Source organism: Amycolatopsis sp. NPDC043887 (genome assembly GCF_056435665.1).
On the sequence record NZ_JBWKEB010000014.1, the window covers coordinates 39986 to 53817 of the forward strand.

Here is a 13832-nt window from a genome sequence, read left to right on the forward strand (position 1 = left end):
TGGGATGTCAGTACGACGCGGGTTCGCGCTGGGAGCCGTCACGGTCCTGTGCGCGGACCTCGTCGCGGCCTTGCTCATCTGGCCGCCGACGACAGTGGTGACGGGGACGGCCCAGGCCGTCTCCGTCTCGGTCGCGGGCGGCGCTCCGGCCGCGCCCGCGCAACAGGAGGTCCCGCCTCCGCCGGACGTCGTCCCCACGACTCCGACGGCCACTCCGCCGGTGTCGAAGGAGCCCGAAGCCCCGAAACCGCAGCGGCCGGGGACGATCCGGCTGCCCGCGGGCGGTGCCGCGAAACTCGTGCGCAAGGAACTCGGGCCGGGCGCGGAGCTTCCCGTGCCGGAGAATCTCGGCGAGGTGACCTGGTGGGGCGCCGAGCTGAGCGCGGCCACCGGCGCGAGCGTGTTCGCGGGCCACGTGAACTGGAAGGGCGCGACGGGTCCGTTCGCCGAGCTGTGGACCGAGCGGATCGGCGGCACGGTCACAGTGGTCGACAAGGCGGGCAAGTCCTGGCAGTACAAGGTCTCCCAGCTGATCACGCTGAAGAAGAACGAACTGCCGCAGCGGGCGGACGAGCTGTTCGGCCAGTCCGGTCCACATCGGATAGTCCTCGTCACCTGTGGCGGCCGCTGGGTCGGCGGGGAGACCGGCTACGCCGAGAACCGGGTCGTCATCGCCGACCCCGCCTAGTTACCCGTGAGTAACTTCACTGGTGTCGTGGTGGTCCTCGCCGTCCTGATGCAGCAGAATGCCGGGGGACGCGGGCGAGCACGGTGAAGGGTGAGGCGAATGGCGACTTTTCTGGTGACCGGGGCGACCGGGCTGATCGGGCGCCAATTCACCCGGCTGCTGCTCACCAGGGACGACGTCGACGAGGTCGCGCTCGTCGTCCGGGCGTCCTCGCGGGACAAACTCGCCAAACTCGTGAACGCCTGGCCGCATCCGGAACGCGTCACCCTCGTCACCGGTGACCTCGGCGAGCCACTGCTCGGCGTCTCCGGGGAGGACCGTGAGCGGCTTCGCGGCGTCGATCACATCGTCCACCTCGCCGCCCTGTACGACCTCACCGCCGACGACGAAGCCAGCATCAAGGCCAACGTCGAGGGCACCGCGCAGGTGATCGCGCTCGCCGCCGATCTGAACGCGGGCTGCCTGCACCACGTGTCCTCGGTCGCCGTCGCCGGTGACCACGAGGGCATGTTCACCGAAGAGATGTTCGACGTCGGCCAGCGGCTCGTCACGCCGTACCACCGCACGAAGTTCGAGGCGGAGCGCCTCGTGCGCGAGCAGCAGGACGTGCCGTGGCGGGTGTACCGGCCCGCAGTCGTCGTCGGGAACTCCGAGACCGGCGAAATGGACAAGATCGACGGCCCGTACTACCTGTTCCCCGCGATCAGCAGGCTCGCCGGGCTGCCCGACGTGCCGATCGTCGGCCCCGACCTCGGCGACACCAATGTCGTCCCGGTCGACTACGTCGCCGAATCGCTGAACGCCCTGATCACCACGAAGGGGCTCGACGGGCGCGCGTTCCACCTGGTCAACCCGGAACCGCAGCCGGTCGTCTCGGTCTACAACGCGTTCGCGAAGGCGGCGGGTGCGCCGACCATCTCCGTACAGCTCAACGAACGCGTGTCCAAGGGCATCGTCAACCTGGTGAAACTGAGCGAGCACATCCCCGGCTTCACGATCGCGCGTGACGCCGTGCTGGAGCGGCTCGGGATCCCGCCGGTGCTGCTGGAGACCATGGCGTTCCCGTCGGTGTTCTCGTCGGCGTCGACGCGCAAGGCACTCATCGGTTCGGGCGTCGAGGTGCCCCGGATCGAGGACTACGCGCCCACCCTGTGGCGCTACTGGCGAGAGCACCTGGACCCGTTCCGCGCCCGCAAGCACGGCCCGCGCGGCGAACTGGACGGCCGTCGCGTGATCATCACCGGCGCGTCTTCGGGCATCGGCCGGGCGACCGCGATCAAGGTCGCCGCCGCGGGCGGGGTGCCGCTGCTCGTGGCACGGCGGCAGCACGAGCTCGAAGAAGTGCGGGACGAGATCATCGCCGCGGGCGGCACCGCGTCGGTGTACCCGGCCGACCTGACCGACGAGGAATCGGTGCACAAGGCCGTCGACGCGATGCTCGCCGAGCACGGCCGGATCGACATGCTCGTGAACAACGCCGGCCGGTCGATCCGGCGGTCGATCAAACTGTCGTACGACCGGTTCCACGACTACGAGCGCGCGATGGCGATCAATTACTTCGGCGCGGTGCGGCTGATCCTCGCGGTGCTGCCGCATATGTCCGAGCGGAAGTTCGGGCATATCGTCAACGTCTCGTCGATCGGCGTCCAGGGAATCGCGCCGCGCTTTTCGGCGTATGCGGCGTCGAAGGCCGCATTGGACTATTTCTCCCGGATCGCCGCGACCGAGACCCACGGCGATGGAATCACCTTCACGACCATCCACATGCCACTCGTGCGTACGCCGATGATCCGGCCGACGAAGATCTACGACGCGTTTCCGACCAAATCCCCGGATCAGGCGGCGGACATGGTGATGAAGGCGCTGAGGGAGCGTCCGAAGCACATCGGCACGCCCGCCGGGCAGGCGATCGGGCTCGCGTACACGCTCACACCGGGACTCACGGATGCCGTGGCCTACCAAGGATTCCGGGTGTTCCCGGATTCCGCGGCCGCGGGCGGCGAAGGCGGGCTCAAGATCGGGAAGGGCGAGCAGCATCTGTCTCGTGCGGCGATGGCGCTCGCCCGGCTCAGCCGCGGCTTCCATTGGTGACACTGCGCACACGGGTGGCGGCCGTTCAGGTGAGGGATCGCAGCTGAGAGCCGACACACGTCGGTGAATCACGAAGCCTGACAACGGCGACACCGGGTACGCAGGTACCGTCGTGGCCATGGTTCCCGAGCGAGACAACGGCCTGTTGCCCCTGCGGCGCGAATACACCCAGGCCTGGCACGGCTTCGACCGGAACGAAGTGCGCCAGTATCTGGATCATCTCGAAGCCCAGCTGCACCGCGTGATCACCGACCGCGACGCCGCGATCGCGCAGGCGACATCGGCCACGCGCGAACTCGAAACCGTCCGCCACGAGGTGGCGAAGCTGAACGCCAGGATCGAGGAGCTGAAGAAGCCGCCGGAGCGGCTCGAAGACCTCGACGAGCGGATGCAGCGCACCGTCACGCTCGCACAGGCGCGCGCGGAAGAGATCACGAAGCGTGCCGAGGTCGCCGCCGAGAAGCACTGGGCGTCGTCGAGCGAAGCTTCGAAGAAGCTCCGTGAGCGCTACACGCGGCTCGTCGCCGAGCTGGACAAGCAGGCGGACGCGCTGCACTCAGAGCACGAATCGGCGCTCGCCGAGACGCGGGCCGAGGTCCAGCGGCTGACCGTCGAGGCCGCCCAGCGCCGGGAACTGCTGGACAACGAGGCCGAGCGCAAGCGCCGGAAGATCGAGCGCGAGTTCGATCAGACGATCGCGGCTCAGCGCGCCGCGCACGAGAAGCACATCGCCGACCAGCAGACGGCCAGCAAGAATCAGGCCGAGCGCCGGATCGCCGAGGCCACCGCGGAGGCGAAGCGCCGCATCGACGAGGCAACGGCCGAAGCCAAGCGCCGGCTCGACGAGGCCACGACGACCGCCGCCCAGCGCACGACGGCCGCCCAGCGGAAGGTCGAGCGGCTGGCGGAGATCCGCGAGCAGGCCCGCAAGAGCCTGATGCAGGCCGACGAGGTCCTGAAGGGCAGCGAGGCGATGCTCGCGGCACTGCCCGAGGAGTCGGTGATCCCGCACGCTTCGAAGCTCGTCGGTGGCGACAGCAAGGCCGAGGAGAAGAAGCCGGCGGGCAAGCCCGCCGAGCCGCCCGCCTCGAAGGCCGCCGCTCCGGCCACCGCCAAACCTTCTCCCAAGCCCGCTCCTTCGGCGCCTGCCGCCGCTGCGCCGAAGAACGGACAGAACGAGCAGAACGGCCCGAAGTCGAACGGGCAGAAGCCGTCACCCGCCAAAACCGGCTCCTGAACAGCACGAAGTAGCAAGGGACCTTTGCTGTCACTCTCTTTTGGAGAGTGACAGCAAAGGTCCCTTGCTCCCTTCTGTGAACGGTCAGGAGGCGGTGGTGCGCGGCCAGGGATTGGCCGCTTCGAGCTGGGCGGCGAGGCCCAGGAGGAGCGCTTCCCCGCCGGGCGCGGCGACGAGCTGGACGCAGGCCGGGATGCCCGAAGGATGCACCCCGACCGGCACGGACATCGCCGGATAGCCCGCGAGATTCCACAGGCCCGCGAAGCCCGCCACACGCACGGATGGCACCACGTTGGCGATCCACCGGCTTTCGTGCCAGGTGCGGGCCTTGAGCGGGAGCGTCGCGATCATGGGCGTGACCAGGACATCGTGGTCGGTGAAGAACTCTTCGGCACGCTCCAGCCAGCGCTCCCGGGTGCTCTCCCGGACGCGTTCGGCCATCAGCCGCCCGAGCCGGACGTGGGTGCGTGTCCGGGGCTGGAGCGCGGCGAGATCGAACTCGGCCGCTTGTTCGGCAGGGCCCGCGACCCAGCGCACCAGGAGGCCACCGATCGCTCCGGCGCTGTACCGGGGCGTGCCGGGCGCGACGGTGTGCCCTGCCGCACGGAACAGCTCTCCGGCCTGGGCGACGGCACAGTTGAACGCGCGGGGCAGCGGCGCCCTCGTCAGCGGGACCTGGGTCGACAAAGCGATGCGGGACCGCTTCGGGGTGACGAGGTCCGTCAGCCCCGGCTCTTCGGCGAGGACCGACATCAGCACGGCGGCGTCGGCCACGGTGGTCGTCATCGGACCGTGCGTGGACAGGCCGAACCAGCCGTTCTCCCCCGGTACACGGACCACGCCCTTACCCGGTTTGAGACCGACGATCCCGCACATCGCGGACGGGAGCCGAATCGACCCCAGCCCGTCCGTGCCGTGCGCGATAGGCACCAACCCGGCCGCGACGGCCGCGGCGCTTCCGCCCGACGAACCACCAGCGGCATAGGACGGATTGCGCGGATTGCGCGCTGTCCCGTCCGGATCGTCGCTCGACGGCCAGATGCACAACTCCGGCACCCGGGTCAGGCCGACGATCACCGCTCCGGCCGCGCGTAGGCGCCGCGCTATCTCACCGTCCTCTGTGGACAGCGTCGACGAACCCGCACGCGACCCCCACGAGGCGTATTCGCCTTCGATCGGCGCGACGTCCTTGACCGCGACCGGCACCCCGGCCAAGGGCAGATCCGCCAGGTCCGGACGTTCGGCGACAGCGGCTGCCTCGGTGAGTGCCTCCTCGGCCCGCACCCGGCGGAACGCACCGATCACCCCGTCCGCCGCCGCGATCCGGGCCAGCGCCTCACGGGTCACCTCGACCGGATCGAGTTCCTTGGCACGCACAGCCGCCGCGATTTCCACTGCCGTCTTGACCATCCCCGCACTGTAGAGCGGGCGGCGAAGATCAGCTGCGCGCCGAACAGGCGAACTTCGCCGAGTCCGGTTCGAACGCCGGGAAGTCGGTGTAGCCATCGAGCCTGGCGCCGTAGTAGACGGCGTGGTCCGCCCGAGCCAGCGGAGCACGGAGAGCGAAACGGGCGGGCAGATCCGGGTTCGCGATGAACAACCTGCCGAAAGCGACCACGTCGGCCAGCCCGGACTCGATCAAGGACTCACCCTCGTCCCGGGTGGTCGGCTCCTCGGACCGCAGATTCGCGATGAGCGTTCCTGGCCACAAGGGCCGCAGATGCGACAGCACCTCGGCGTCAGGAGTGTCGATGACGTGCAGGTACGCGAGCTCGTACCGGCGAAGTTCCGCCACGAGCCGTGAGTACACCTCCTTCCAGTCGCCTTCCACGATGTCGTTCTCCGGGTTTCCCGGCGAGATCCGCAGGGCGACCCTGGCCGCGCCGATCTGCTGGACCACGGCCGCCACCACCTCGAGCGGGAAGCAGAGCCGGGCGGCGACCGAGCCGCCGTAACGGTCCTCCCTGCGGTTGGTGTTGTCGGCGAGGAACTCCTGGATGAGGTAGCCGTTGGCACCGTGGAGCTCCACGCCATCGAATCCCGCCTCGATGGCTCGCCGGGCCGCCGAAGCGAAGTCCTGGACCACCTCACCGATCTCCTCCTCGCCGAGCGCACGAGGTTCGACCGTGTCCGTCCAGCCTCCGGCCGAGAAGATCCGCCCGGCCTGCTGGACCGCCGACGGCGCCACCGGCGTCCGGCCCATCACTCCGGGGTGAGTGACCCTCCCCGCGTGCCAGAGCTGCGCGAAGATGCGGCCGCCCTTCTCGTGCACGGCCGCCGTCACCGCGCGCCATGCCTCGGCCTGTTGCTCTGTCGCCAGCCCTGGAATACCGGGGCCGCTCTTGCCGGTCCGGTTCACCCAGACACCTTCACTCACGATCAAACCGGCGCTCGCGCGCTGCGCGTAGTACTCGGCCGTCAGTGGATGCGGTAGGCCGGTGACATCGTCCGCGCGCCCCCTGGTCATCGGGGCCATCGCCATGCGGTTCGTCAACTGGAGCGCGGTACCGCGGAATGCTTCGAGCAGCCTCATGAACGCGAAGCTAAACCCTGACGCCGACGTCACGGTCAACCTCGGTTCCCGCGGCTACTGTGGACTCATGCGGATCGGTGAACTGGCGAAGCGAACCGGGGTGAGCGTCCGCTCGTTGCGGTACTACGAAACGGAAGGCCTGCTGACTCCCGCTCGATGCGGCAACGGCTACCGGGCCTTCACCGAAGAAGACGTCGCCAGGGTCCTGCAGATCCAGCTCTTCTATTCGGCCGGGTTGTGCAGCGGCAAAATCGCGGAACTCCTTCCGTGCGTTTCCGGGGACCACACGCATTTGGTGCCCTCGCCGGAGATGACCGGCGAACTGGAGATCGCCAGGACTCGGATCCAGAACCAGATCTCCTTGCTCACCACCTCTCTGTCGGTTCTGGAACGTGTCCTGGCCGCGGCCAAGGGAACCGATACCGCCGAGGTACCTGTTCCTTCCCGGCCCGTCCGGCGACACCGCGGGATCCATGTCTGATCCGTGTCAGGCGTTCGGGTCCCGGCCCATCAGGCCGAGCAGCCTGTCCTGCAGGGGCGCGTCTTCGGGCACTTTCACTTCGGGACCGAAGACGACGATGCCGGGCCCGAACGCTCCGGGAATCCTCATCTGATCGGGGATCGCCTGCGCCGCCGGCCACATCCGGGCGATCTCCTCCGGATCGATCGTGTCGTCCTGCCCGGTGGCCCGGGCCAGATCCCAGCCGTGGATCACCATGTCGGCACTGACGACCTGGTCGATGTGCTGTTCCGCGGTCATCTTCCCAGTCGGTGTCTCGTGTTCCGTGGCCGCGAGTACGGGATCGGCGAGGACGGCTTCGACATCGGCCCGCGCGGCACGGAAGGCGCCCAGCGGGTCGTCCAGGAGCGATGGCGCCGGCCCGAGGTCACGCCCGAAGGGGCGAAGCATCGCGCCGTGCATGTCGACGATGTGCCCGACGACATCCCTGGCGTTCCACTCTTCACACGGAGATCCGCTCTCCCACTGCCCGGCTTGGACGGCGGCGACCTTGCTCTCGAAGGCGTCGGCCCTGACGCGATATCGGTCCGCGATGGCGGTCATCGTGTTCACGCCCCCACCGGAGCGGCCAGGAACTCGGCCAGCTTGTCGAAGCCCTCGCCGATGCCCCGTTCCATCCCGGATTCGAGAACGGCGTCCCGGACCCGCTTCGAGCCGTACCGCACTACCTGGGTCAGCGTGGTGACCCCTTCGTGTTCGACCAGCGTCAGAGTCGCCAAGGCCTGGCCTTCCGACGCCTCACAGTCCTCGTTCGTCTCGAGGGAGACGAGCCTTTCCGGACGGTCGATCTCCTGGTAGACGCCCTGCAGCACCATGTCCGTCCCGCCGTGGCGCAGCCGGTAGCGCCACCTGCCGCCGACCCGCAGGTCGATCTCGCATTCGACGACCTCGCAGCCGTGCGGACCGAACCAGCGGCGCACCAGTTCCGGTTTGGTCCACGCGTCGAACACCAGCGTCCTCGGCGCGTCGAAGGACCTCGTCATGACGATCTCGAGATCGCCGGATTTCGTCACGCTGAGAGTTCGTCCCATCGTGCTGTTCCTTTCCGCTCGTGCGGTGGTCAATCGGTCTCTGGACGGCGTTCCGGGTGCCGCATCTCCCCGTCGAGGACGAGATCCAGCTCCGAGAAGGCCTCGTCCCAGTAGCGGCGGTAGCCGCCGAGCCATTCGTTCGCGTTCTTCAGCGGCTGAGCCACCAGCCGGCAGGGGCGGCGCTGGGCATCACGCCCCCTTGCCACCAGCCCCGCCCGCTCCAGCACCTTCAGATGCTTGGAGATGGCGGGCTGGCTCATCGCGAAGGGTTCGGCCAGCTCCGTCACCGTGGCCTCGCCGTGCGCGAGCCGCGCGAGGATCGCGCGGCGGGTGGGGTCGGCGAGTGCCGCGAAGGTGACATCGAGCAGATCCTGTGCCACGGTCGCCCGCCTTCCTGTTCCTGGGTTCGAGCAGGTCTCACGAGTTCGAGTTCTCACGATCACCTCCCCCCGTCGCCTACCCGAGGAGGAGATGGATAACCTTGCGGTTCCATAACCATGCGGTAATCTACGGCGGAGCGGATCCAGTTGTCAAGCACGAACACCGGCTTGACCAGAGAGAACACGATCCGGAAGGAGGTGAAGCCGAACGCCCTACCCGACGCGGTCACGCATCAAAGGGCACGCGAGCGCGTACGAAAGGGCAACTGGGGTTACCGTCGACACCGGCATGGACGACGAACGAAACGAGCCGATGAACTCCGGGCGACCGAAGACGACGAAGCGGTGGGCGGCCGTCATCCTGGGAGCCGCCACCGTCCTGGCCACCAGCGTGCAGTGCGGTACGGCGAACGACGGGGCCGGATCCGCGCAGCCAGCGGGAACCGTACCTCCGCCGCGCGGCAGTGCCGCTTCAAGCCAGCCCGCCTCCAGCAAGCCCACGCCCTCGCCGTCACCGAGGGCGGAGCAGGCGCCCGTTCCAGGCTGCGAAGCCGTCATCGCCGGGATGAGCCCCCGGCAGCGGCTGGCCCAGCTGGTGGTGGTCGGCGTGAACGCCGGCGACCCGCAGGCGGCGGTGAAGCTGGTGCGCGACCAGCAGGTCGGCGGGATCTTCCTCGGCGGCAACGAGACGGCCCTGTTGCGGAACCGCGCACTGGACGACGTCCAGCGCGCCGCGAAGGTCCCGGTGTCGGTCGCGATCGACGAAGAAGGCGGCCGTGTCCAGCGGATCGACGCCCTCGACGGCGACATGCCGAGCGCCCGGAAGATGGCCTCGACACTGACGCCGGCGCAGGTACGGGCGAAGGCGGCCGAGCGAGGACGGCAGATGCGAGCCCGCGGTGTCACCGTCGACTACGCGCCCGACGCCGACATCACCGACCAGCCGGACCGCGACATCGTCGGCGACCGATCGTTCGGCGCGGACCCGGAAACCGCGCGCAAGTACGTCCTGGCGTTCGCGCAGGGCCTGCGGGACGCGGGGGTGCAGCCGGTGCTGAAGCATTTCCCCGGGCACGGGCACGCCACGGGGGATTCCCACAAGGGACTGGTACGAACGCCGCCGCTCGCCTCGCTGCGCAAGGTCGACCTGGTGCCGTACCGCGACATCGGCGAGTACGGCGAGATCGGCGTCATGGTCGGACACCTGGACGTGCCCGATCTGACCGGCGGCACCCCGTCGACCCTGTCGGCACCGGCGTACCGGCTGCTGCGGAAGGACTACGCGTTCAACGGCCCGGTGATCACCGACGATCTCGGGGCGATGAAGGCGATCACGGCGCAGTACCCGCTCCAGACGGCCGTGCTCAAGGCCCTGCAGGCGGGAGCGGATCAAGCGTTGTGGTCCTCCGGCGGCAACGTCGGGACGGTGCTGACCACCCTGGAGCAAGCGCTCGCGTCCGGCGACCTCCCGGCCGCCCGGGTCGACGAGGCCTTGACCCGCGTGCTCGCGGCGAAACGCGCCTGCGGCTGACCTGCGACCGGCTGGACACCCCTGGATCCTCGGCGAGCCCGATCGGCACGCCCGCCAGAGGTGACGGAAAGCGGTCCGAAAACTCAATGAACACAATGCTGACCGGGCCCGCGGCAGGAGTGACCCTGACCACGCCCTGCCGCCCGATCAAGGAGGATCGCGTGCCTGGTCCCACGAAGTACCTGCGTCGTCTCGCGCTGGCTGCCGCCGCCGCTGCCGGACTGAGCCTGTTCGCCGCCCCGACGGCGTCGGCCGCACCGTCGCCGATCGATCACCCGGTGCGGACGACCGGCTGCCAGCGTCCGTCCCCGGTTCCCGCCGGGACGACGACGCTGCGGACGCTGACGTCCGGCGGCCTGCTCCGCGAGTACACGGTGCACGTTCCGGCTCAGTACCGGCCGTCCCGGCCGTACCCGCTGGTGTTGTCCTTCCACGGCCACAAACGCACGTCGAAATACCAGGAGGAGCTATCCGGATTTTCCGCGTATGACGCGATTTCCGTCTATCCGCAAGGACTTCCGGGAACGGACGGCGAATCGGCATGGACCGGCGCGCCGTACTCGGCCGCAGCCGACGACGTGCTCTTCACCAGCGATCTGCTGAACACGCTCCAGCGTGAACTGTGTGTCGACTCCCGCCGGATCTACGCGACGGGCAAGTCGAACGGCGGCGGGTTCGTCGGTGTCCTCGCTTGCCGGATGCCGGGCCGGATCGCGGCGTTCGCACCCGTCGCGGGCGCGTTCTACCCGCAGGGCGGCGAATGCCACCCGTCGCGTCCCGCCCCGATTCTCGATTTCCACGGCACGGCCGACGCGACGATCCCCTACGCCGGGAATCCCGCCAAGGGCCTGCCGGCGCTGCCGGACTGGCTCGCCGCGTGGGCGGACCGGAACGGCTGCTTCCCGCATCCGATCCGGTATTCGCCGGAAACCGACGTCACCGTTCAGCGCTGGCTCGGTTGCTCGCTGCAGCACTACCGGGTCGAAGGTGCCGGGCACGTCTGGCCGAGCACCGCGCCGAACAACGACTCCGTCACTCCGACCGTCATCGACGCGACTCCGGTCATCTGGAAGTTCCTGCTCGCCCACCGTCTGCGTTAAGAAACTCGTCGATTCCCTTGCCGGACCGGCACCCCCGGGGCTACCGTCTAACTGACCGGATGACCAGATGAGCAAATCTGGTCACGAAGTCAGAGATGGGGAGCGCACGTGGCAGAACGTCCGGACCGCACCGCCGGTCGCGCCGATCGCATCCTCGACGCGGCCGGCGTCCTGCTGACGCGGCTGGGCTATCGCAAGGTGACCATCGAGGACATCGCGAGTCAGGCGGGCATCGGGAAGGGCACGATCTACCTGCACTGGCCCACCAAGGAAACCCTCTTCCACGCGTTGCTCCTGCGTGAATCCCTCCGGGCCGCCGAGAATCTCCTTGCCCGGCTGGACGAAGATCCGGCGGAAGTCGTCCCACACCGGTTCCATCGGGCGGTCTTCCTCCATACCCAGCGGAACCCGTTGCTCGGCGCGCTCATCACCGGCAACACCGAACTGCTGGGCCGGTTGAAGAAACATCCTTTGCAGGATCAGGACGCGGTCGTGAGCGAGCGCTACCTGAAGACGATGACGGACCGCGGCCTGCTGCGCGACGACATCCCGAACCTGCTCTTTTCCCTGCGCGCCTCGTCGCTGGGGTTCTACCTGATGGACAGCTTCATCGCCGACGGCGCCGACCTCGACTCCGAGGAGAAGGCCGACGCTCTCGCGCACATCATCCGGACGGCGTTCGAGCCGCCGGAGCCGCCGTCCCCGGCGAACGTGGCCGCCACCGCGGCCGAAGTGATCCAGGCGTTCCAGGATCTGATCTCGTCCTATCGCGCCTGGATCTACCGGAAGGACGGCCCCGAGGAGCCCGCTTGATCCGGGCTCTCCACCACTGAAGAAGGGGGCAAGCCATGACCACGATCGCCGAAAACTGGGGCGTCCACGAAGGCCAGTTCTGGCTTCGAGAGGAGTTCCCGGCCGAGCCGGTCCGTTTCGATTCCGAGACGGGCATGTGGAACGTCTACGGCCACGCAGAGGCGCTGAAGACCCTGAGTGACCCCAAGGTGTTCTCCTCCGACACCACCCGGCTGATCCCCGAGGAGCTCTCACCGGACAAGGACCTGTTCGTCGAGGGCAATCTGCTCGTGATGGACCCGCCGGATCACAAGAAGCTGCGCACGCTGGTGAGCCACGCCTTCACGCCGAAGGTCGTCGCGGATCTCGAACCGCGGATCGCCGCGCTGACGAACGAACTCCTCGACACCGTCGACGGCGCGGACTCGATGGAACTGGTGACCCATCTGGCCTACCCGCTGCCGGTGATCGTCATCGCCGAACTGCTCGGCATCCCGGCGAGCGATCGCGACCTGTTCAAGGAATGGGTCGACACGTTGCTGCGGAACAGCCAGCAGCGGTCACTGATCAAGCAGACCGAGGAGGACAAGAAGGCCGCCGAGGAAACGGCCGCACAGGTGAAGAACCTGGTGAACTACCTTGCCGAGCATGTCGACGACCGGCGGCGGAACCCGCGCGAAGACCTGCTGACCAAACTCGTCGAAGCCGAGGTCGACGGCGCGAAACTCACGCAGAACGAAGTCGTCAACTTCGCGAACGTGCTGCTGCTCGCCGGGCACATCACCACCACGATGCTGCTCGGGAACACGGTGCTGTGCCTGGATTCCCATCCGGAGGAGTACCGGCGTGTCCGCGAGGACCGGGCACTGCTGCCCGCCGCCATCGAGGAATCGTTGCGTTTCCTCAGCCCGTTCGCCCTCGTCGCCCGCGCCACGACGACCGAGGTCGAACTGGGCGGCCAGACGATCCCGCCGGACAGCATGCTCGGCATCTGGGTCGCGGCGGCGAACCGGGATCCGCGTACGTTCACGGATCCCGGCACCTTCGATCCGGCGAGGGCGCACAACCCGCACCTGGCCTTCGGCCGCGGGATCCATTTCTGCATCGGCGCCCCGCTCGCCAGGCTGGAAGGGAAGACGGCGCTCAACATCCTGCTGGACCGCTTCCCTGATCTGCGCACCGATCCGGCCGCTCCGCCGTCGTTCATCCCGAGCCCGAACATGACCGGGGTGAACAAGCTCCAGCTGTTGCTGAAGCCCTAGCGGTCCGCGTACCGGGACGCGAGCGGGACCACCACTCGCGGAACCCGCTTCCCGGGTGTGTACCGCAGTTCGGTGATGTTGCCGTTCGGCACGAGGTAGGTGTCGGCGAACGTGCGGAATCCGCGCATGGCCTCGCTGTCCGGCGTGGTGATCCCGGTCAGCAACGACCACATGACCGCGCGGATGAAGAGCCCGTGCGTGAAGACCGCGATCGGCCCGGGTTCGCTGTCTCCCAGCCGCGCCAGGAAATCCTGGGTCCGGGTGAAGAGCGCCGCGAAGGATTCCGCGCCGTTCACCGCGTGGTGCGGATCGGCACGGGACCAGTAGGCCTCCGTGTACGGCTTACGGGTGACGGTGGTGGTGACCTGTCCATGGAGTTCGCCGAGAAAGGTGAACTCCTGGACAGGCCACTCCTCACGCTCCGCACCGGGGAACCGCTCGATCGTCGGCTGGGCGGTCTGCCGTGCCCGCAGGAACGGCGACGTCACGATCAACCGAGGCGGTTCGGACAGCGAGTCCGCGATTTCGAGGGCTTGCCGTCTGCCGAGTTCGGTCAGCGCCGAAGCCCCCGGCTCCCCGCCGGGAAGGCCCGCGTTGGACTCGCTTTCCCCATGCCTGATCAGCCACACTCGTGTCACGATCGCCTCCTAGACCCCGTGTGCATCGA

The 13832-nt window shown here is 68.4% G+C and carries 14 protein-coding genes; 8 read left to right on the top strand and 6 right to left on the bottom strand.

The features are described from left to right. Window positions 1-4: 4 nt before the first annotated feature. The 3 genes from AC069H_RS31695 (at window position 5) to AC069H_RS31705 (ending at window position 4016) form a co-directional block, all read left to right on the top strand. Window positions 5-688, top strand: a complete 684-nt coding sequence (locus AC069H_RS31695; RefSeq protein WP_478234758.1) for a class F sortase — start codon at window positions 5-7, stop codon at window positions 686-688. Between the two features lie 99 nt (window positions 689-787). Further along, a complete protein-coding gene (locus tag AC069H_RS31700) occupies window positions 788-2779 on the top strand; it encodes an SDR family oxidoreductase (protein ID WP_478234759.1) in 1992 nt (663 codons plus the stop codon). 118 nt (window positions 2780-2897) lie between these two features. Next, on the top strand, window positions 2898-4016 hold the full coding sequence (locus tag AC069H_RS31705; protein ID WP_478234760.1) for a cell division protein DivIVA: 1119 nt from the start codon (window positions 2898-2900) through the stop codon (window positions 4014-4016). 84 nt (window positions 4017-4100) lie between these two features. On the opposite strand, the gene AC069H_RS31710 is transcribed toward AC069H_RS31705, so the two are convergent. Both AC069H_RS31710 and AC069H_RS31715 read right to left on the bottom strand, forming a co-directional pair. Then, window positions 4101-5426, bottom strand: coding sequence for an amidase (locus tag AC069H_RS31710; protein WP_478234761.1), 1326 nt, complete (start codon window positions 5424-5426; stop codon window positions 4101-4103). A gap of 28 nt (window positions 5427-5454) precedes the next feature. Next, a complete protein-coding gene (locus AC069H_RS31715; protein ID WP_478234762.1) occupies window positions 5455-6549 on the bottom strand; it encodes an alkene reductase in 1095 nt (364 codons plus the stop codon). On the opposite strand from AC069H_RS31715, the gene AC069H_RS31720 reads away from it, so the two are divergent. Then, a complete protein-coding gene (locus AC069H_RS31720) occupies window positions 6548-7030 on the top strand; it encodes a MerR family transcriptional regulator (RefSeq protein WP_478234763.1) in 483 nt (160 codons plus the stop codon). The genes AC069H_RS31715 and AC069H_RS31720 overlap by 2 nt on opposite strands. A 6-nt stretch (window positions 7031-7036) precedes the next feature. On the opposite strand, the gene AC069H_RS31725 is transcribed toward AC069H_RS31720, so the two are convergent. From AC069H_RS31725 to AC069H_RS31735, 3 genes are read right to left on the bottom strand one after another with little or no spacing between them, the layout of a single operon-like run. Next, window positions 7037-7612, bottom strand: a complete 576-nt coding sequence (locus tag AC069H_RS31725) for a TIGR03086 family metal-binding protein (RefSeq protein WP_478226404.1) — start codon at window positions 7610-7612, stop codon at window positions 7037-7039. Between the two features lie 5 nt (window positions 7613-7617). Further along, window positions 7618-8100: an SRPBCC family protein gene (locus AC069H_RS31730; RefSeq protein WP_478234764.1), complete on the bottom strand. Its 483-nt coding sequence runs from the start codon at window positions 8098-8100 to the stop codon at window positions 7618-7620. A 29-nt stretch (window positions 8101-8129) separates the two neighbouring features. After that, window positions 8130-8480, bottom strand: coding sequence for an ArsR/SmtB family transcription factor (locus AC069H_RS31735; protein ID WP_340687061.1), 351 nt, complete (start codon window positions 8478-8480; stop codon window positions 8130-8132). A 289-nt stretch (window positions 8481-8769) separates the two neighbouring features. Between AC069H_RS31735 and AC069H_RS31740 the strand changes: the two genes are divergently transcribed. From AC069H_RS31740 to AC069H_RS31755, 4 genes are all read left to right on the top strand, one after another. Next, window positions 8770-10011, top strand: coding sequence for a glycoside hydrolase family 3 N-terminal domain-containing protein (locus tag AC069H_RS31740; protein ID WP_478234765.1), 1242 nt, complete (start codon window positions 8770-8772; stop codon window positions 10009-10011). Window positions 10012-10172: 161 nt separating this feature from the next. After that, window positions 10173-11111 (top strand): CE1 family esterase, encoded by a 939-nt coding sequence (locus AC069H_RS31745; RefSeq protein ID WP_478234766.1) that lies wholly within the window; start codon window positions 10173-10175, stop codon window positions 11109-11111. Window positions 11112-11219: 108 nt separating this feature from the next. After that, window positions 11220-11924 (top strand): TetR/AcrR family transcriptional regulator, encoded by a 705-nt coding sequence (locus tag AC069H_RS31750; RefSeq protein ID WP_478226204.1) that lies wholly within the window; start codon window positions 11220-11222, stop codon window positions 11922-11924. 35 nt (window positions 11925-11959) lie between these two features. Further along, the gene (locus AC069H_RS31755) at window positions 11960-13165 is read left to right on the top strand and encodes a cytochrome P450 (protein ID WP_478234767.1); all 1206 of its coding nucleotides are present in this window, start codon (window positions 11960-11962) and stop codon (window positions 13163-13165) included. Here AC069H_RS31755 and AC069H_RS31760 read toward each other — a convergent pair. Beyond that, window positions 13162-13803: a histidine phosphatase family protein gene (locus AC069H_RS31760; protein ID WP_478226202.1), complete on the bottom strand. Its 642-nt coding sequence runs from the start codon at window positions 13801-13803 to the stop codon at window positions 13162-13164. The two genes, AC069H_RS31755 and AC069H_RS31760, sit on opposite strands and share 4 nt — an antisense overlap. Between the last annotated feature and the right edge of the window lie 29 nt (window positions 13804-13832).